This is a genomic window from Chryseomicrobium aureum, from assembly GCF_043182735.1.
Classification (GTDB): Bacteria; Bacillota; Bacilli; order Bacillales_A; family Planococcaceae; genus Chryseomicrobium; species Chryseomicrobium aureum.
Genome location: NZ_CP171117.1, coordinates 2,243,740 through 2,263,229, shown reverse-complemented (window position 1 = coordinate 2,263,229; position 19,490 = coordinate 2,243,740). Strand labels below are relative to the sequence as shown.

At 43.7% G+C, this 19,490-nt stretch carries 18 protein-coding genes; 13 read left to right on the top strand and 5 right to left on the bottom strand.

From position 1 onward, the window contains the following. Positions 1-17 precede the first annotated feature (17 nt). Positions 18-1,199 (bottom strand): MFS transporter, encoded by a 1,182-nt coding sequence (locus ACF3OH_RS11715; RefSeq protein WP_204589517.1) that lies wholly within the window; start codon positions 1,197-1,199, stop codon positions 18-20. Positions 1,200-1,346: 147 nt separating this feature from the next. Here ACF3OH_RS11715 and ACF3OH_RS11710 point away from each other — a divergent pair, with 147 nt between their 5' ends. The 8 genes from ACF3OH_RS11710 (at position 1,347) to ACF3OH_RS11675 (ending at position 8,899) form a co-directional block, all read left to right on the top strand. Continuing rightward, positions 1,347-2,276, top strand: coding sequence for an AEC family transporter (locus ACF3OH_RS11710; RefSeq protein ID WP_392454776.1), 930 nt, complete (start codon positions 1,347-1,349; stop codon positions 2,274-2,276). Between the two features lie 12 nt (positions 2,277-2,288). Beyond that, the gene (locus ACF3OH_RS11705; protein WP_239584817.1) at positions 2,289-3,182 is read left to right on the top strand and encodes a DMT family transporter; all 894 of its coding nucleotides are present in this window, start codon (positions 2,289-2,291) and stop codon (positions 3,180-3,182) included. Positions 3,183-3,286: 104 nt separating this feature from the next. Then, on the top strand, positions 3,287-4,297 hold the full coding sequence (locus ACF3OH_RS11700; protein ID WP_392454775.1) for a LacI family DNA-binding transcriptional regulator: 1,011 nt from the start codon (positions 3,287-3,289) through the stop codon (positions 4,295-4,297). A 155-nt stretch (positions 4,298-4,452) separates the two neighbouring features. Continuing rightward, complete coding sequence (locus ACF3OH_RS11695; protein WP_392456769.1) at positions 4,453-5,262, top strand: N-acyl homoserine lactonase family protein; 810 nt, start codon at positions 4,453-4,455, stop codon at positions 5,260-5,262. Between the two features lie 11 nt (positions 5,263-5,273). Continuing rightward, complete coding sequence (locus tag ACF3OH_RS11690) at positions 5,274-6,455, top strand: iron-containing alcohol dehydrogenase (protein WP_392454774.1); 1,182 nt, start codon at positions 5,274-5,276, stop codon at positions 6,453-6,455. Between the two features lie 15 nt (positions 6,456-6,470). Then, positions 6,471-7,892, top strand: coding sequence for an NAD-dependent succinate-semialdehyde dehydrogenase (locus ACF3OH_RS11685; RefSeq protein ID WP_392454773.1), 1,422 nt, complete (start codon positions 6,471-6,473; stop codon positions 7,890-7,892). 62 nt (positions 7,893-7,954) lie between these two features. Then, positions 7,955-8,134, top strand: coding sequence for a hypothetical protein (locus ACF3OH_RS11680; RefSeq protein ID WP_392454772.1), 180 nt, complete (start codon positions 7,955-7,957; stop codon positions 8,132-8,134). A 318-nt stretch (positions 8,135-8,452) separates the two neighbouring features. Then, positions 8,453-8,899 carry a DUF4385 domain-containing protein gene (locus ACF3OH_RS11675; protein ID WP_392454771.1) on the top strand — a complete coding sequence of 149 codons (447 nt, stop codon included), beginning with the start codon at positions 8,453-8,455 and terminating at the stop codon, positions 8,897-8,899. Positions 8,900-9,665: 766 nt separating this feature from the next. On the opposite strand, the gene ACF3OH_RS11670 is transcribed toward ACF3OH_RS11675, so the two are convergent. Then, the gene (locus ACF3OH_RS11670; RefSeq protein ID WP_392454770.1) at positions 9,666-10,706 is read right to left on the bottom strand and encodes an NAD(P)/FAD-dependent oxidoreductase; all 1,041 of its coding nucleotides are present in this window, start codon (positions 10,704-10,706) and stop codon (positions 9,666-9,668) included. Positions 10,707-10,825: 119 nt separating this feature from the next. On the opposite strand from ACF3OH_RS11670, the gene ACF3OH_RS11665 reads away from it, so the two are divergent. The 5 genes from ACF3OH_RS11665 (at position 10,826) to ACF3OH_RS11645 (ending at position 15,989) form a co-directional block, all read left to right on the top strand. Then, positions 10,826-11,620, top strand: a complete 795-nt coding sequence (locus ACF3OH_RS11665) for an ABC transporter ATP-binding protein (RefSeq protein WP_204589527.1) — start codon at positions 10,826-10,828, stop codon at positions 11,618-11,620. 1 nt (position 11,621) lies between these two features. Then, positions 11,622-12,542, top strand: coding sequence for an ABC transporter substrate-binding protein (locus tag ACF3OH_RS11660; protein WP_392454769.1), 921 nt, complete (start codon positions 11,622-11,624; stop codon positions 12,540-12,542). 1 nt (position 12,543) lies between these two features. Further along, positions 12,544-13,554 (top strand): iron ABC transporter permease, encoded by a 1,011-nt coding sequence (locus ACF3OH_RS11655; protein ID WP_204589529.1) that lies wholly within the window; start codon positions 12,544-12,546, stop codon positions 13,552-13,554. After that, positions 13,551-14,561 (top strand): iron ABC transporter permease, encoded by a 1,011-nt coding sequence (locus ACF3OH_RS11650; protein ID WP_204589530.1) that lies wholly within the window; start codon positions 13,551-13,553, stop codon positions 14,559-14,561. The genes ACF3OH_RS11655 and ACF3OH_RS11650 overlap by 4 nt, the downstream gene beginning before the upstream one ends. A 180-nt stretch (positions 14,562-14,741) precedes the next feature. Next, positions 14,742-15,989, top strand: coding sequence for a NupC/NupG family nucleoside CNT transporter (locus ACF3OH_RS11645; RefSeq protein WP_392456767.1), 1,248 nt, complete (start codon positions 14,742-14,744; stop codon positions 15,987-15,989). Between the two features lie 899 nt (positions 15,990-16,888). On the opposite strand, the gene ACF3OH_RS11640 is transcribed toward ACF3OH_RS11645, so the two are convergent. Genes ACF3OH_RS11640 through ACF3OH_RS11630 form a run of 3 tightly spaced genes read right to left on the bottom strand, consistent with a single transcriptional unit; the run spans position 16,889 to position 19,438 of the window. After that, positions 16,889-17,809 carry a glycine betaine ABC transporter substrate-binding protein gene (locus ACF3OH_RS11640; protein WP_392454768.1) on the bottom strand — a complete coding sequence of 307 codons (921 nt, stop codon included), beginning with the start codon at positions 17,807-17,809 and terminating at the stop codon, positions 16,889-16,891. Positions 17,810-17,825: 16 nt separating this feature from the next. Continuing rightward, entirely contained in the window at positions 17,826-18,473 is a 648-nt protein-coding gene (locus ACF3OH_RS11635) for an ABC transporter permease (RefSeq protein WP_204589532.1), read from the bottom strand. Further along, positions 18,470-19,438, bottom strand: coding sequence for an ABC transporter ATP-binding protein (locus ACF3OH_RS11630; RefSeq protein ID WP_204589533.1), 969 nt, complete (start codon positions 19,436-19,438; stop codon positions 18,470-18,472). The genes ACF3OH_RS11635 and ACF3OH_RS11630 overlap by 4 nt, the downstream gene beginning before the upstream one ends. Positions 19,439-19,490 lie beyond the last annotated feature (52 nt).

Genomic DNA, 19,490 nt, shown 5'->3' with positions numbered 1-19,490 from the left:
ACGGTTGAATGAAACGATTAAGAGGATGCAGTTGGTAGGGAAGCCTTGCGCTTCCAACTAATCGATAACATCAACGTTGCAAGCAACACGACCAAACCGAGCATGAAGGGATACTTCATGTCAATATCATACACAGCGCCTGCAAGTAGCGGTCCTAAAATATTCCCGATACTCATATACGAGTTGTTCAGACCCATCGCAAGGCCTTGCTCTTTTCCAGCCATCTTAGAAATCATCGTCGTCAAGACTGGACGAAGTAGAGACGTTGCTAGGAATACAAGTAACGTAATTCCGAAGAACATCGCAAAACTCGTCGCGATAAGGGATAGGAAGAAACCAAGAGCCGCGATTGCTAAGAAGACGATCAATAGCACAGGCTCTCCGAAACGTCGTACCAAATAGTCGACAACAAATAATTGAATGACAACACTGACAGCTCCTGTGGCTGTAATCATCCAAGCAATTTGTTGGGCAGTCGCACCAAACGCCGCATCGACATACAAACCTAAGACCGTTTCATACGCAATCAGACCGAAGCTCATCACCATAATAATAATCAGTGGAATGAAGTACGGCTTTTTAGGAGATTGCAGCACGTCATCCAGTAAAGAAGACTGTGGACGCGTCATCACGTCGCCTTCTGGTTGACTTTCTTGCAAAGTGAAGTAGGAAATTACAACCGCCAGTAGTCCGACGATTGCAGAAACTAATAGCGGTGTCTTTGTTCCATATTCCGCTAAAAATCCACCAATACCAGGACCTACAACGATACCTAAAGACATCGAGGCAGAGATAAAGCTGTTGCCTTTTGCACGTTGATCCATCGTTGTGATATCCGCTACGTACGCGAAAATTGCAGGGATACAGAACGCGGCTCCTACCCCACCAATGAAGCGGGATATGTACACAAATAGAATACTTGGTGCGAGGTAGAACAATAACATAGAGAATCCTAAACCAAAGAGGCCGAGAATAATCATTTTGCGACGACCATATTGGTCCGTCCAACGTCCGCCGATTGGCGAGAAAATCAATTGAGCACCTGCAAACAAGGCGATAATCATCCCGGCTGCAGTGCCTCCTTCACCTAGTTCACGAAGGTATTCAGGTAAAATCGGAAGGATCAATCCAAAGCTTCCGACGGCAATGAACATGTTGAGCATCAAAATTGCTAATTTTTTCTTTTGATCTTTTGTCATCTTTTTTTCTCACTTTCTTTTCAGTACTCACCTATTATACGGACTCAAAAATAAAATAGCGAACTGAAACGCTTCGTTTTACGAAAAAAGAATGTTGGCAGAATTCAAAAAGAGGTCTAGTATGAAAGCAGAGGGGGGGAGCGAGTTATGGCGTATTTTACATTGCTATTCTTTCAAATCATCGTCCCAATCCTTATCTTGCTTGGATTAGGTGCACTCTTACAAGTGAAATTTAAATTCCGTTTAAAAGCTTTGTCGCATCTTGTGACCTATTGTTTTATGCCGGCAGCTGTATTCATTAATTTATATGAAACAGTGATTTCACTTTCTGTTTTGTCGCAAGTTATCGTTTTTATCGTACTTTTTATTTTGTCTCAAATGGCTCTTGGGTCGCTTGGGGCCAAATTGCTGGAATTGCCACGGGAAGAAAGTGCAGTATTTAAAAATAGTATTGTACTGATTAACTCTGGAAATTACGGATTACCGGTTGCGCAACTTTTGTTTGTGGCCAATCCTGTAGGTGTAGCTATTCAAGTTATTATGGTTATTTTGCAAAATATCACTACTTATACATATGGACTCTATAATTTGATTTCTACTACAAAATCCGGTGCTGCCATTGTAAAAGAAGTGCTAAAGATGCCGATTGTGTTAGCACTTGTTTTAGGTGCACTTTTAAATATTTTCGCACTCCCCATACCTGCACCCATTCGAATTCCAATTGATTATGTAGCAGATGGGTTTGTTGCGGTTGCTTTGATTACACTCGGTGCTCAATTATCGACCATCGAAGTGAAGTCGATCATCAATAAGACAGTCTTTCTCAGCAGCTTTTTCCGGTTATTCATGAGACCAGTCATTGCCTTCTGTTTGATTCTTGCTCTAGGGCTAGACGGTGTAATTGCGCAGTCGTTACTGATTGCAAGTGCGTTTCCGACATCTCGTAATAGCGCTAGCCTGGCATTAGAATATGATGTGGATGCGGATACAGCAGCACAGACGGTATTATTTTCAACAATTGTGAGCGCGTTGACGGTCACGGTTGTCATTTATGTATCTACTATTTTATTTGGTTAGGACGTGTACGAGTTGGCACAAGAATCTTCACCTAAGATTATTTTTCCTCTGTTTATTTCAATCGTGGCGATTTCATTCGCTGCCATTTTCGTAAAATGGTCGGATGCACCTGCAACGATTTTGAGTATGTACCGAATGTTGCTTGCGACTTTGTTTTTGCTTCCGGTTGTTTGGGTGCGACGTGCTGAATTCAAACACGTAACAGCTAGAGAATGGCGACTTCTCGCGTTTTCTGGCGTGTTTCTCGCCCTTCATTTTGCGTTATGGTTCGGTTCGTTGAAACTGACTACCGTGGCAAGTTCGACTATCATTCTTGCTCTACAACCGATTGTGTCATTGATTGGTGGATTTATTGTGTTCCGTGAACGGACGACGCGAGCAGCCTTGGTCACGATGGGAGTTGCAGTCGTGGGAGCCGTAATGATTGGATGGGGAGATTTCGGACTCAGTTCTGCTGCGATTTTAGGAGATATTCTTTCCTTCTTAAGTGTCATCGCAGTCGTTGGATATTTGCTGATTGGGCAGAGTGCAGTAAAAAAAGTCTCACACTGGATTTATAGTTTTTCCGTTTTTGGGTTTGCAGGGATTGCACTGGTTTTGTATAACTTGATTGCCGGTGTACAGTTTACGGGATATTCTGGTCAAGAGTGGGGAATTTTTGTTCTGCTGGCGGTTGTACCGACAATTTCGCATATGATCAACAACTGGTTATTGAACTATGTCAACGCTACAACGATTTCGATGAGTATCCTCGGAGAACCGGTTGGGGCTACATTACTTGCTGTTTGGCTTCTAGGAGAACGTTTAACAGGTTGGCAACTGGTTGGTGGAGTCCTTGTTCTCGCTGGAGTATTTTTGTTCTTATTGCAGCAGATGCGGCGAAAACCGAAAGTTATAAAGCAATGAGTTTCAAGGGCATACTTATGTATGCTCTTTTTATTATCTGAAAATTCTTGACAATGAAAGCGTGAATAGATTATGATGGCGGTAATTTGATGGGGGAGAAAAACATGGTTTCTTCAAAAGATGTGGCGAAGTTTGCTGGTGTTTCTCAAACGACCGTTTCACGTGTTTTAAATACACCGGAATCAGTGAAAGAAAAGACTCGTAAAAAAGTAATTGAGGCAATTGAAGCACTGAATTATCATCCGAATTCAATCGCACGATCCCTTGTCAGCAATTCTACAAAATCTATTGCTCTTGTATCTGGCCCTCTACATAATCCATTTTTCGCGGATTCTGTCACAGCCATTATCCGATTTGCGAGACAGCGTGGGTATCAAGTAGCTGTTCACTTTGAAGACTTTGGAAGCAATGAAAGAGTATTTGAGAGTCTCGCCCAATCCAAAGTGGATGGCATGATCTTATCGTCTATTTATTTGGATGATCCGATACATTCGAGATTATCTCGATTCAATGTACCATTTGTCTATTTTAATCGGAAACCGCATGAAGAGAGTCATTATATTGAAATTGACAATGAACAGGCGGGTAGGCTTGGCGCCGAACATTTGCTAGCACTCGGACATACAAACATTGCCTGGATAGGGGGACCGCTCACAATGAGCACGTTTGCCGGCCGATTAAAAGGGTTCCAACAAATGATGATAGAGAATGGATATGTCCTCAACGAAAAATGGATAGTGGAGACGGATACGAGCGCGGAAGCAATTCGTGAACGGATATTGCAACTGCTTGAGCAATCGGAGAGACCGAGTGCACTATTTGCTGCGACAGATTCCATTGCGATTTATGCGTTGGATGTGTTGCAAGAGCTTGGCTACCGAATTCCAGAAGATATTAGTGTGATGGGTATCGACAATGTGACATGGAGCCGACATGCATCTTTCAATTTAACGACAGTCTCTGCGCAGTCCACCAGCAATCTAGGAGAGCTTGGCATTGAAGCGTTGTTTCAATTAATGGAAAAAACACAAACAAGGTGGATTCAAAAAACATTGCCAGTTCAATTGATTGAGCGTGGAACGACAACAACTTACAACAAAAGCGATACCACATAATGAAATCGCTTTCAGTAAAATGAATACGTAACCATTTTAAGGGGGTGGGGCTATCGAGCACTATCAATTAGAACCGTTTGTTGCTTCTTTCACGGGATAAAAAGGAGGAAATCAGAGTGGCACATATTATTCAACCGCAAAAAAAGTTATATGTAATGGACAATGGCCGGATGCGCATGGACAAGAACTGGATGATTGCGATGCACAACCCGGCAACGATTACGAATCCTACTGCACCCACTGAGTTTGTTGAATTCCCTGTCTACACCGTACTGATTGATCACCCCGAAGGAAAAATACTATTTGATACCGCTTGTAACCCAAACTCGATGGGACCTGAAGGACGCTGGGGTCAAGCGACGCAACAAATGTTTCCAATTGATATGCCGGAAGCCTGCTATTTACACAACCGTTTAGGAGAACTTGGTGTTCATCCAAAAGATATTAAATACGTGGTCGCATCCCATCTTCATTTGGACCACGCTGGGTGTCTAGAACTGTTTACAAATGCACAAATTATCGTGCATGAAGACGAGTTTAACGGCACACTTCAAACATACGCGCGCAATCAAAAAGAAGGTGCCTATGTGTGGGGGGATATCGATGCGTGGATTAAAAACAATCTTCAATGGAACACGATCAAACGTTCAGAAGACCGTATGCAATTACTTCCGGGAGTAGAAGTGCTGAACTTCGGAAGCGGTCATGCTTGGGGAATGTTAGGTCTCCGCATTGATATGCCTGAGACAGGGGGCATCATTTTGGCGTCAGATGCCATTTACACCGCAGAGAGCTTTGGCCCACCTGTCAAACCACCGGGTATACTCTATGATTCGGTTGGCTACAATGCGACTGTTGAACGGATTCGCAAGTTAGCAAAAGAAACCAATTCACAAGTGTGGTTCGGCCATGATGCCAATCAATTTGCTAATTTTAGAAAATCCACAGAAGGTTACTACGAGTAAGGAGAGATTGGATGAGTTATTCGCAGTTGGTATTTGCACCACTTAGTTTCACAGGTTGGGGATCACTTGAAGAACTTGTTCCACAGGTCGAGAAATTCAATCCAAAACGAATTTTGGTCATCACAGACCCTATGCTCGAAAAACTCGGATTGACAGCACGTGCAACAGAACCACTTCGTGAAAAAGGTTGGGAAGTCGAAGTTTCTACTGATGTTGAACCTGAACCACCTCTTGCTCTTGGAGAACGACTCGTGAAGTTCACTCGAGAAGGAAACTTCGACCTAGTCGTAGGTTTTGGTGGAGGCAGTGCACTGGACTTAGCGAAGCTCGCTGCAGTCCTTGCGAAGAATGAAGGTGACGTTGCAGATTACTTAAATCTGACAGCGACTCGTTCCATCACCGAAAAAGGACTACCGAAAATTTTAATTCCAACAACGGCTGGCACAGGTTCAGAGGTCACTAATATTTCAGTATTGTCTCTTGATTCTTCAAAAGACGTAATTGCACATGAAGCGTTGATTGCCGACGTCGCCATAGTCGATCCAGCACTAACTGTCACGGTACCGCCTCGCGTCACTGCGGCTACAGGTGTCGATGCTTTAACGCACGCTATTGAAGCCTATGTATCTGTCAACGCTTCTCCTACGTCCGATGCACTAGCTCTACACGCGATCCGGTTGATGAGCCGCTCAATTCGTACAGCGGTGCATGATGGAGAAAACAAAGAGGCGCGCACCGCAATGAGTCATGGCAGTTACATTGCAGGGCTTGCATTCTTCAATGCAGGGGTCGCGGGTGTCCACGCACTTGCGTATCCACTTGGTGGTCAATTCCACATTCCACACGGAGAATCGAATGCGGTCTTGCTTCCATACGTTATGAACTATATCCGGAAGTCGTCAGAGAAGCGGATGCGTGATATTTTCGAAGCGTTAGGCGGCAATGCCGCGCTAATGAGTGATGAAGAAGCCTCGTATGCTTGTGTGGACGAACTCGTACGACTCGTAAACGACGTTGGTATTCCGCATACATTACAAGAGTTTGATATTCCAGAATCCGCCATTGAGTCTTTGACGAAAGATGGGGTCAAACAAAAACGGATTCTCGCGAGAAGTCCACTTCCACTTCTTGAAGAGGATATCCGTAACGTTTACCGAGCTGCTTACAGTGGTAAACTTACAGAACCAACATAAAAAAGGAGTGGAACGATGAACTACTCACTAATTATAGATGGAAAAGAGACAGGCCAAGACTTAGAACAACAAGAGGTTACCAACCCAGCAACAGGTGAGGTCGTCGGAACAGTCCCTAAAGGTGGAAAGACGGAAGCACGTCAAGCAACAGACGCGGCTTTTGAAGCATTTAAAACGTGGTCGAAGCTATCCGCCTACGAACGTACTGAAAAGTTAGCAGAATGGGCACGTCTGATGGATGAACATACAGACGAACTTGGCGAACTGATGACACGTGAGCAAGGGAAGCCTTTAGAAGAAGCAAAAGGTGAAGTGAAATACGCTAATGGATTCTTTAAATGGTATGCAGAGGAAGGAAAGCGTATTTACGGTGAAACCATCCCTGCCACAACTGCGAACAAACGTATCTTTGTACACAAACAACCAGTAGGTGTCGTAGCGGTGATCACACCTTGGAACTTCCCAGCAGCCATGATCACACGTAAAGTGGGTCCAGCCATCGCAAGTGGTTGTACAGTCGTTATCAAACCAGCAAACTTAACACCGCTCACTGCGATTCGCATGGTCCAACTGGCGAAAGAAGCAGGAATTCCAGATGGAGTCGTTAACGTAGTGACTGGAGACTCGAAAGCCATCGGAGAAGAGTGGATGCAAGATATGCGCGTGCGTAAATTGACGTTCACGGGTTCTACTGAAGTGGGGAAAGAGCTCATGAAAGGTGCTGCAGAGACGGTCAAAAAAGTATCACTAGAACTTGGAGGCCACGCACCGTCTATCGTCATGGATGATGCGAACTTTGACAAAGCCGTTGAACATGTCATGGCAGCAAAGTATCGTAATGCCGGACAGACATGTGTCTGTATCAACCGTGTGTATGTACACGAGAAGATTGCCGATAAATTTGCAGAAGCTTTAGCAGAGAAATCTAAACAATTGAAAGTCGGGAATGGTTTAGAAGAAGGCGTCAAAGTGGGTCCACTCATCAATGAAGACGCTATTGAAAAAGTGGAGAAGCATGTTCAAGATGCTAAAGACAAAGGTGCAAAAGTATTAACGGGTGGAGAAACTAAAGAAGGTTTGTTCTTTGAACCTACCGTACTTATGAATGCAACAGACGATATGCTATGTATGAACGAAGAGACATTTGGACCTCTTCTTCCGATTACTACATTTAAAGATGTGGACGAAGCAATTGAGCGTGCGAACGATACAGATTTCGGTTTAGCTGCCTATGTCTATACATCATCAATCAACACAGGCATCTATATCGCTGAAAACTTGGAATATGGCATCGTTGGCTTAAATGATGGCATTCCATCTTCTCCACAAGCTCCATTTGGCGGATTCAAGCAAAGTGGAATTGGTCGTGAAGGTGGTCATTATGGAATGGACGAGTTCTTGGAAATCAAATATATTTCTCTTGATCTTGCCGAATAACTTTGACAGCACCCTGGCTCCCGTGATACGTTCAGACTACATGAACGGAAGGGGATGACAGGATGTCAGAGCAACCGAAAAAAATGTCTTTGAAAGAAGCTGTCGCAGCACAACTTGAAGCGAAGAAGAAAAAACAACAACAAGGCCAAGCGAATCACGCTGGAGATGCTGGCGGTAAAAAAATGCAATCGCAACAAGCGGGTAAAAAAGTGAGCACGACGCGTCGCAAAATGGGTAGCTAATTACTCTTGACCACAACCTATTCGTAGGTTGTGGTTTTTTTGTTTTGTCTGGGTTGAGCGTGGTCGGCGAGGGAGAATTAGTTTCCATATTATGAGGAGTGTAAGAGTGGCACCCACTAACGTCACAATGGACCACGCTAACGTCATAATGGAAGCACGTAATGTAATAATCACTGGGCTAAAGTGTTTTTAGAAAGTTCTTTTGATGCGCAAGATCTTGCTAGTAAGGGCTTCAACACTTTAGAGTACACATTTGTTTTCATGCATCTTTTTTTAGGGTAGTGACTACTAAAGAAAAGAGAAAAGGAGCGAATTGCAATGCCCTTTGATTATGACTTAGACTTTGAAGAAATTGATTTCCGGAAGCAACCAGAACTGTACCGGGTAGGAAGAGGAGAACAAGGCGTCTTACTAGTGGAACCATACAAATCCGAGATATTGCCACACTGGCGCTTTAAAACACCAGATATCGCCAAAAAGTCTGCTGAAGAAATTATGGAGCTATTTGAAGACTATAGAAAAAAAGATGACTTTGTTGGGATGGACATGGCGCGCAAGTTTATTCAGATGGGGTACACACGAGCGAGGCGCTATGCGAATTATAAAGGTGGAAGGAAATACAATGAAGACGGGTCTATCAAAGAGCGTCAAATCAACGATGAAAAAGCAGAATCTGCTGCAATTTTTAAAGAGTATTGGGACAAATTGCGGGAAGATGAGGATTATTTGAAGCGGAAGAAGAAGCATCAAAAAGAGTTTGGGTGATTCCTTTAGATGTGGAGAACGCCGTTCAAGAAACTCCGAGGAAATCAGCCGTGCCCGTGAAGGCGCACTTCAGCCTTTGTGGGTTCGGCTGATTCCGGAGCGTGTTTCTGGCGTTCGGAACTCGATTCCACTTAGATGTGGAGAACGCCGCTCTAGAAACGTTGAGTTCCGCTACGGGGCTGCTTTCCGAGGGCGCTGCGTGAGCCTCCTCGTCGCAGGCTCCTGCGGGATCTCACGGCAGACTGGAATCCCACTGGAGTCAGCCCCTCCACTACACTAAACTTTAGTTTCGATAAGTGCGATGATGCGTCTTCAAAATCTAGATGTCCAGCAGCAAATCACAAAAGTGCATCAGCAATATCTAAAAGTTGCACATAAAAAGTAGAAAGTTGCTCATAAAAAACAAATGTTAGCAACAAATTACAAAAGTACATCAGTAATATCTAAAAGTTGCTCATAAAAAGTAGAAAGTTGCTCATAAAAAACAAATGCTAGTAGCAAATCACAAAGATTGCACATGGTCAGGAACTCACTACCTCCTCTTGTCGATTGTAAGAGTCATAAGATCTTACTAGTAAGGTCCTTAGGAAATCAGGTCTGAGTTTTGTGTTAGTTTCCATAATATGACTTCGGTAGAAGAAATCACGCGTAGTGTAGAAGAAAAATCAATTTCAGTAGAAGAAATCCTGATTAGTGCAGAATAAATTACGTATTAAGGGTGACAGGCACCAAATGGAAGTGGTTCCCAAATAGTGACAGGCACCAATTAACTAGAATACTGAAGCTCCTTATTTCGCTCCTTGAACACATCATTGTGTGAAGAAACCATCGCAACTTTCTCCGCAGTGGGTTCAATGTAGAGCTTCGCGCGATTTACTGCATTTGCCGCATCGTGGAAGCACCCTGCAATTAAATTCACTTTACTGCTATGGATCAAGATATCACCGGCTGCAAAAATTCCTGGAACCGACGTTTCGCTTGAATCAGAACCAATGACCCGTGAATACTCGTCCAGTTCGAAATCAAATGTGCTGTTCTTCAAAAGTTCTGCATCAATCTCATAGCCGTGATTGATAATCACTTCATCGACCGGAAGCTTAGAGATTTCGCCGGTCACTTCATCTTTCACTTCCACGCACTCAATAGCATGACCTTCCTGATCCGCTACTAGCTTACAAATCGTTGTATTAAACAAACAGTTCGCACCGCTTCTCATCAATTGATCAATCTGTGCTTCGTGTGCACCTGTGAATGCTTCTTTTCGGTAGACGACGGTCACAGAAGCAGCAAGAGGAGCCAGTTCGTTTGCCCAATCGATGGCTGCATTCCCGCCCCCCGAAATGACGACATGCCGGTCTTTGAATTGACCAAGAGACTTCACGACGTAATGGAGGTTCGCCACTTCGAACCGGTCTGCACCTTCGATTGCTAACTTTTGAGGCTTTAAAATACCACTTCCGAGAGCGAGTACAACAGTTTTAGAATAATGCTTCTCTCCAGTATCCGTATGTACAACAAAGCTCTCATCCTCTAAGCGCTCCAAGTGCGTTACTTTGATACCCAAGGAAATTGTCGGATCGAAGGTTTTTGCTTGCGTCACTAACTGCTCAATTAATTTCGCAGCAGGGAGTGGAGGCTGACCCCCAACATCCCACACCATCTTCTCCATATATACGTTCAACTTTCCGCCAAGAACGTCCTGTGCATCTATCAGTTTTGTTTTCATACCGCGCAAACCACTATAAAAAGTAGAATACAAGCCGGCTGGACCTGCTCCAATAATCGTTATATCAAATAGCTCTCTCATTTCATCCGCCCCATTCTTATTGAGAAAAGTTATCATTTATTAGTTGACATCTCGATTGTAGCGTATTAAAGTAGGTTTGTAAATGAAATTGAGAATCCTTATCAACGGGAGTGTGGCCAGTGGTGCGATTGCATGCACAAGACTTACAAATTAAATATGGGGACCGAACCATTGTCGAAAAACTCTCTGTAGAGATTCCAGATGAGAAAGTTACCGTTATCATTGGCTCAAATGGCTGCGGGAAGTCTACAGTACTGAAAGCGATGACTCGTATCATTCCGCATCAGCAAGGAGCAGTCGTTCTTGATGGCGAGCTGATTGCAAAAGAAGACACCAAGTCTCTTGCTCGAAAGATTGCGGTGCTTCCTCAAACGCCGGACAGTGCTGGGGCATTAACCGTCAAAGAACTCGTCTCCTATGGCCGTTTCCCACACCAATCACGCTTTGGGAAACTGACGAAACGAGATTTTGAAATCATTGATTGGGCACTTGAAGTGACAGGGACCAAGTTTTTTGAAACACACCCCGTTGATTCTTTATCAGGTGGACAGCGGCAACGCGTTTGGATTGCGATGGCGCTCGCACAAGAGACGGACATGATTTTTCTTGATGAGCCGACGACCTATCTCGACATGGCTCACCAATTAGAAATTCTTGAACTGCTGCAAAAGCTAAATCAAGAAGAAAAGCGCACGATCGTCATGGTTCTCCATGACCTCAATCACGCAGCTCGTTTTGCAGACTACATCATCGGAATGAAATTTGGCCAGATCAAGACGGCTGGAACTTCTGAAGAGGTCATTCGCAAAGACGTGTTACGGGAGTTATTCAATATCGATGCGGAAATCGGTACAGATCCACGCACACAAAAACCCATTTGTATCACCTACAACTTAATCAGAGGAGAAAATTAATATGAAAAAAATCTATGCATTTTTACTTATACTAGCATCTGTTCTCGTTCTTGCTGCATGTGGCGATCCCACTACTGAATCAGGGGCAGGAGAAGAAACAGAAGAAGCGGGCACCATCACATATGAATCTGAAAACGGACCAGTTGAAGTACCAGCAAATCCACAACGCGTTATCTCTCTAGCATCCTTTGCAGGGAACGTGATGGCACTGGATGTCCCACTTGTTGGTGTTGACTCATGGGCGAAAGACAACCCGAACTTCCAAGAAGAGCTTGCAGATGTGGAAGTTGTAACAGATGAGGACTTAGAAAAAATTATTGAGCTTGACCCAGATTTAATCATTGGTCTATCGGATATGAAAAATGTAGATAAGTTGAGTGAAATTGCACCAGTCGTCACGTATACATACGGCCAGGTGGACTACTTAACACAACACGTTGAAATTGGTAAATTGTTAAACAAAGAAGAAGAAGCACAAGCATGGGTAGATGACTTCAATGCACGCGCAAAAGAAATTGGAGAACAGATCAAAACTGAAATCGGAGAAGATACAACCGTTTCAGTTATCGAAAGCTTTGATAAACAGTTGTACGTATTCGGCGATAACTGGGGCCGTGGAACAGAAATCTTATATCAAGCAATGGGGCTTGGTATGACAGAAAAAGTGCAAGAAATGGCCCTTAGCGATGGCTACTATGCGTTATCAACAGAAGTACTCCCAGAATACGCAGCAGACTACATTGTTTGGAGTCGCAGTGCAGAAGCGGACAACTCGTTTGCAGAAACAGAAACATTTAAAAACATTCCAGCTGTGAAAGAGGGACGTGTAATCGAAGTAGACTCAAAAGCATTCTACTTCAATGACCCGATTACATTAGATTTCCAATTGGATACATTTGAAGACGGATTTTTAGGAGAATAATATGTGGAAGTGGAAGCTACAAAACTACCCGTTTCGTTATAAACTGTCAATCAGTATTGTCGTTCTGATTGCTGCATTTGTACTCGCCATCGTGGTAGGTGCAGCGAACACTTCATTCAAAGACGTCTTAGCGGCTTTTGGTATCGGTGAATTGACCAGTGCTGCTGTGATCCTTCAAGAAATTCGTATTCCACGTGAAGTAGCCGCTGCCCTCGTTGGCGCGGCTCTTGGCGTTTCCGGGGCAATTATTCAAGGGATGACACGTAATCCGCTCGCTGATCCAGGCCTATTAGGTCTCACAGCGGGAGCTAATGCGGCACTTGCTGTAGGACTAGCGCTGTTTCCATCATTGCCTTATATCGGAGTAATGATTGCTTGTTTCATAGGAGCCGCTGTTGGAGCTGCTCTCGTCTTTGGATTGAGTTCGTTTCACCCAGAAGGATTTTCGACAATTCGCATTGTACTTGCAGGTGCTGCGATTTCCGCTTTCCTTTATGCGATTGCTGAAGGGGTCGGAATCTATTTCAAACTTTCACAACAGGTTTCGATGTGGACAGCAGGAGGCATGATTGGTACAACATGGACACAAGTAGGCATCATGGTGCCGTTCGTGGTAGTAGGAGGGCTTGTGGCTATCCTGTACTCACGTCATTTGACAATTCTAAGTCTAAGTGAGGAAGTGGCAGTAGGTCTTGGGCAAAAGACGCTGCGTGTGAAAATCATCATGTTTTTACTTGTTGTGATGTTAACAGGTTCAGCTGTAGCGCTTGTGGGGAATTTAGCGTTCTTTGGTTTGATGGTGCCACACTTAGTACGCCCAATTGTAGGTACAGATTATCGGTTTGTGTTGCCGATGTCATTGGTCGTCGGAGCTCTCTTCATGCTTTTTGCAGACACGGTTGCCCGAACCATCAATGCACCCTATGAAACACCTGTTGCATCGGTCGTAGCTATTTTAGGCTTGCCTTTCTTCCTGTTCTTAGTTCGTAAAGGAGGAGGTGCTTTCCGATGATTGATGCAAAGGCTAGAAAACGACAAAAGTATTACCTTGGTGGATTTGCCTTAGCTATTCTCACGACAATCTTTGTAAGTTTAGGTCTTGGTGATGCGGCAGTATCGTATGACCGAATCGGTGCCATCTTGTCAGGGAATGGTTCCTTTAAAGAAGAGTTTGTGTTCTTTGATATTCGCTTGCCACGTATTTTAGTCACACTCCTTGCGGGAATGGCATTGGCATTATCAGGTGCATTATTGCAGGGAATCACGCGAAATGACTTGGCGGACCCAGGAATTATCGGGATCAACTCTGGAGCTGGGGTTGCCGTAGCTATATACTTCTTATTTTTCCCGCTTGAAGTGGGCGTATTTGTTTACGCATTGCCCGTCATCGCATTTTTAGGAGCCTTTTTAACAGCTGCTGCGATTTACTTCTTTTCATACGACCGTATACTCGGCGTTCAACCCGTGCGTCTCGTGTTAGTAGGTGTTGGATTCTCGATGGCGCTGTCGGGTTTGATGGTGTTATTGATATCTTCAGCAGACCGGGAAAAAGTTGATTTTATTGCCCGCTGGTTGGCAGGAGATATATGGGGAACAGATTGGCCATTCGTTGTATCGCTTCTTCCATGGATGATTGTGCTCATCCCGATTGCCCTTATTAAAGCTTACCGTTTAAATATTTTAGGTTTAGGTGAACAAGTGGCGATAGGGCTTGGACTGCCAATTGAACGTGAACGTATGACCTTGAGTGTCATTGCCGTTGCTCTTGCTGCGTCAGCGGTCTCGGTGACTGGTGGAATCTCATTCGTAGGACTGATGGCTCCTCATATTGCTCGTCAACTTGTAGGTCCACGGCATCAATTATTTTTGCCGATTAGTCTATTAATCGGAGGTCTATTTTTATTAGTCGCTGATACTATTGGACGCACAGTACTCGATAGCGGGAATATCCCAGCAGGTGTAATCGTTGCACTCATTGGTGCACCGTACTTTGTGTACTTATTAATGGCAAAAAGATAGGGAACATGTGAAAATAAGACAATAGATAGAATTCGGCGAGTGAGAGAGCTTTTCATTTACTTTTGTTGAAAATTTTGATAAGATGCCGATAGTTGTCTGTCGTCAGACATCTTCAAGGGGTGAATCATGTAAGAAAGCGTTTTCCTTTCTTACACACTAAACGAAAAGAAGGTGCACATGTTGAATATTCTCTGGGGTCTTGCAGGTATTGTTGTCGTCCTTGGAATTGCATTTTTACTGTCTTCAGCAAAGAAATCCATTAAACCACGTACAATTTTAGGTGGTTTAGCGATTCAAATTCTCTTTGCATTCATCGTATTAGAATGGGAATTTGGTCGTAAAGCGTTATTAGGTTTAACGAATGCTGTTCAAAATATGATTAGCTACGCAAATGAAGGGATTGCCTTTGTATTTGGTCCTCTTGGAGATCCAGTAGACGGCGTAGGTTTCGTCTTTGCTTTCCAAGTTCTTGTGATCATTATTTTCTTCTCTTCTTTAATCTCTGTTCTTTACTACCTTGGCATCATGCAAATCATCATTAAATTTATTGGTGGCGCATTATCTAAACTATTAGGTACTAGTAAAGCGGAATCGGTTTCTGCAGCAGCGAACATTTTCGTTGGGCAGACAGAAGCACCGCTTGTCGTTCGACCATTCTTATCGAAAATGACGAATTCTGAGTTGTTTGCGGTAATGACTGGGGGACTTGCATCCGTTGCAGGTTCTGTACTTGTCGGGTATGCATTACTTGGTGTTCCTTTAGAATACCTTCTAGCAGCGAGTTTCATGGCTGCACCAGCAGGTCTGATCATGGCCAAAATGATGATTCCTGAAACAGAAGAAGTTGACGATACAAACTTTGAAATGGAAAAAGACACAAATTCAGTTAACGTCATTGACGCTGCGGCAAACGGAGCAAGTGATGGACTTCGTTTAGCTCTTAATGTTGGGGCAATGTTGATTGCGTTCATCGCATTGATTGCATTGATCAATGGTTTGTTAGGTGGCGCAACAGGCGGTATGAACTGGCTATTAAACTTTGTGAATTTGGATTTCCAACTTCCAGTTCTTACACTTGAAAAAATCTTAGGTTGGATTTTTGCTCCACTTGCGTTTGTTATCGGTGTTCCGTGGGCTGAGGCTGTACAAGCGGGTTCATTCATTGGGCAAAAGCTAGTTCTAAATGAATTCGTAGCCTATTCTGCATTCGCACTAGAAATTCCAAACTTGTCTCCTAAGACAGTTCTTGTAGTCAGCTTTGCACTTTGTGGATTTGCAAACTTGAGCTCGATGGCAATCTTACTCGGTGGTCTTGGAGAACTTGCACCAAACCGTCGTCCGGATATCGCTCGTCTAGGAATTCGCGCAGTAGCAGCAGGTACGCTTGCTTCACTACTAAGCGCTTCTGTGGCAGGAATGTTCTTCTAACGTTTAGATGTGGAGAACGCAACTCCAGAAACTCTAAGTAAATCAGTCGTGTCACTAAAGTCGAAGTATACTTGAAAAATCTAGATTCATCTTCCGATGCTTGCTTTTAAGATCAAATTAAGAACGAAAAGGACTGTGGCCGCTCGATTCGAGCGGCCACAGCGCGAGTCTTCTTAGTTTGCTCTGGCGCAATCATCTCCAGCTGAATCTGGCAAGTTCAAGTGCTTCTTTCCAGGAAGTTGTTCCTTTCAACATTTTCGATTCGGCTTCGCCTCTATAATTCACTCACAGTAGACTATCGTGATGCAAGTAACAAGTTTACTGCCAGACTGTGCTAACGCAAGGCCTGATTCAATTCCCTAAAATTCATAGTAGAGGACAGCGGGCGTGTGCACACTGACTAAGCTAAGTGCAAGCAGTGCTAAATTATCCTTATAGTGGATGGTGAATTTATTCAACTGCAAAACAGATTAGAATTTACAACGGGTGACTGTTCAGTGGCAACAAATACCGGAAGCCAGGTCGTCATTTCCCGGGCCATCAGGGTTTTCCCGAGACCCGGCAACGAAGATGAAAGTGCGCTTCTTTCATCTTACGTGGGGAGGCTCGGGGAAATCCTCCCAGGAAATGGAGGCCTGGGTGGAGGGATTTACTGGTATGAAGTTGAAAACGGTGACAGCCACCTATATTAGATCTTACTAGTAAGGACCGGGACACAAAGGTTTGTTCCCCGAGCGAGCATTTCTGTGCCATCGAAACTCATTTCTGTGCCCTCAGTCATGTTATGGAAACTAATTTTAAATCTGAAGCGGCAACTCGATTCCATTCGAAGCCGAAACTTCATACAATAGAAAAAGGCAGTAGGGACGCATATCCCTACTGCCTTTTCTTTATCAAACTTATTCTTCTATTAAACCTTTTTCAATCAAGAAGTCACGTGCTACATCTTCTGCGCGATCGCCATCAATATCTACGCGAGCATTCATAGCAATCATTTCCTCTTCAGAAATGCTACCTGCTAACGCATTCATCAACTCTTCAAGATCAGGGAATTGTTCAAGTGTTTCCATACGAACAAGTGGAGCTGCATCGTATTTCGGGAAGAAGCCCATATCATCTTCCGTCATTTGAAGGTTAAAACGCTCGATACGGCCATCTGTTGTGAAGGCAGGAATGACATCCACGTCGCCATTACGCAATGCTTCATACATAATGTTGGCATCTAAACTTTCAGTGCCTGAGAATTCAAAACCATATGTCGACGTTAAATCATCATAGCCGTCACCTTGACGCTCATAGAACGAGTGCGGTGCTCCAAATACTAAATCTTGTGATTTGGACAATTCAGCTAAATCGCTATACGTCATCGCCGAAATGCCGCTGTCCTCTGTGTAAGCCAGTGTATATGTGTTTTCGAAGCCGAGTGGTTGCAACCATGTTACATTGAACTCTTCTTCATAGCCTTCTTTTACACGATTGAAAACATCTTCTGCGCTTTCTCCAACCTCAGAATCAAGTCCTAATACATCCTTTAAACCTGTTCCTGTATACTCGACATAAATATCGATATCTCCATTATCAATTGCTGGTGTTAGGATCGATACTTCCCCAAGTCCTTCTTGATATTTAATATCATAATCAGAATTGGCTTCTAAGTATTGACCAATAATTTGAGGTAAGATGAACTGCTCTGTCCAAGGTTTCCCTCCGACAACGATTTCATTATCGCCGTCTCCACCTGATGAATCGCCACCACATCCCGCTAATACTAGTGCAGCCGTGCTGGTTACTGCAACCATTCCTTTTTTCCATGTCTTCATTTTCATTTCCTCCTCGTTATCGTTTCATCCCTTTTGGTGTACTGCGTTTTTCTACCCACTTCAATGTGAAGTCAAAAAATAATGCTATAAATGCAACAGGAAGAGCTCCTGCAAGTACCAATGAATTGTTATACGATTGAAGTCCTCGGTAGATTACATCTCCAAGTCCACCGGCTCCAACAAACGTACCTAGTGTCGCAATCCCGACCGTTAACACTGTGGCTGTCCGAATTCCCGCCATAATGAAAGGAAGGGCAAGTGGTAATTGAATCCGCCAAAGGATGTCTCCTTTTGTCATTCCCATCCCGGTTCCGGCTTCAATGATTGAAGAATCAATGCCGGTAATACCAGTGTAAGTGTTCCGAACGATTGGTAAGAGGGCGTAAATCGTTAAAGCGATTAAAGCCGTGTTGGAACCAATGCCGATTAGAGGTACTAAAAATCCGAAAAGCGCTAGACTCGGAATCGTCTGGAAAACTGCCGTTACGCCAATGATAGGTTCAGCCAAACGTTGATAGCGGGCAACTAAAATCCCGAGCGGTAAAGCAATCAGTAATCCTATAAACAAAGCAACAAATGATAAATACATGTGTTGTACAAATGAATCCCATATTAAATCACTTCGCGAATCGATGGTCTGCCAAAACTCTGTGAGTGTATTCATGCGCCCACCTCCTGATTTGTAGCAGACTGTAGAAGTGCAAAGTGGTCGATAAATCCAACAAGTTCATTTCCGTTGGCTACCATAAGATGACTCACCTGATGTTTTTCAAATTGAGAAATAGCTTCTCGAACTGTCGCCTTATTGCTAATACGGAAAGAACGAATCGATGGATCAAGTTCTTTCTGATAAGTTAACTCTAAAGCATGGAGTGGTACGTCCAACCAAGAACGATTTTTTTGCAAACGTTCTAGACCAATGAACTGCGTTACGAATTCATTCGCAGGGGCTTGAATAATTTCATCCGGTGATCCCATTTGCTCGATTTTCCCATTTCGCATCAAGATGATATGGTCGGCCACTTTCAACGCTTCATCCATATCATGGGTCACAAACACGATGGTTTTTTGGATTTTCTTCTGAAGAGAAATCAACTCATCTTGCAGCTGTTCGCGACTGATCGGGTCAAGTGCACTAAAAGGTTCATCCATTAAAAGAATAGAAGGGTCAGCCGCCAATGCGCGTACAAAACCAATTCGTTGTTGTTGTCCACCTGAAAGCTCAAGCGGATAGCGTTTTAAATATGTATCTGGGTTCAAGCCAACAAGATTCATTAGCTCTCGAACACGTTCCTGTGCTTTCTCTTTTGGCCATTTTTTTAGTTGAGGGACTAAACTCGCATTTTTCTCAATCGTCATGTGGGGGAAGAGGCCAATCCGCTGAATGACATATCCGATATCGCGTCTAAGTTCAACCTCAGGTATACTAGAGATAGGTTTATTATGTATAGATATGGTTCCTGATGAGGGTTTTTCCAATTGATTAATGCATTTCATCAGCGTAGTTTTCCCGCATCCACTTGGCCCGATAATGACAGTTAAGCTACCTTCGGGGATTGTCACAGTAATCGTGTCTAATGCCTTTGTCCCATCCGGGAACGTTTTTGTGACATCTTTTAATTCAATCATAGTGTTGTCTCCTTTCATTTTTTGAACAGGAAATAGTACTTTTATACCCTAC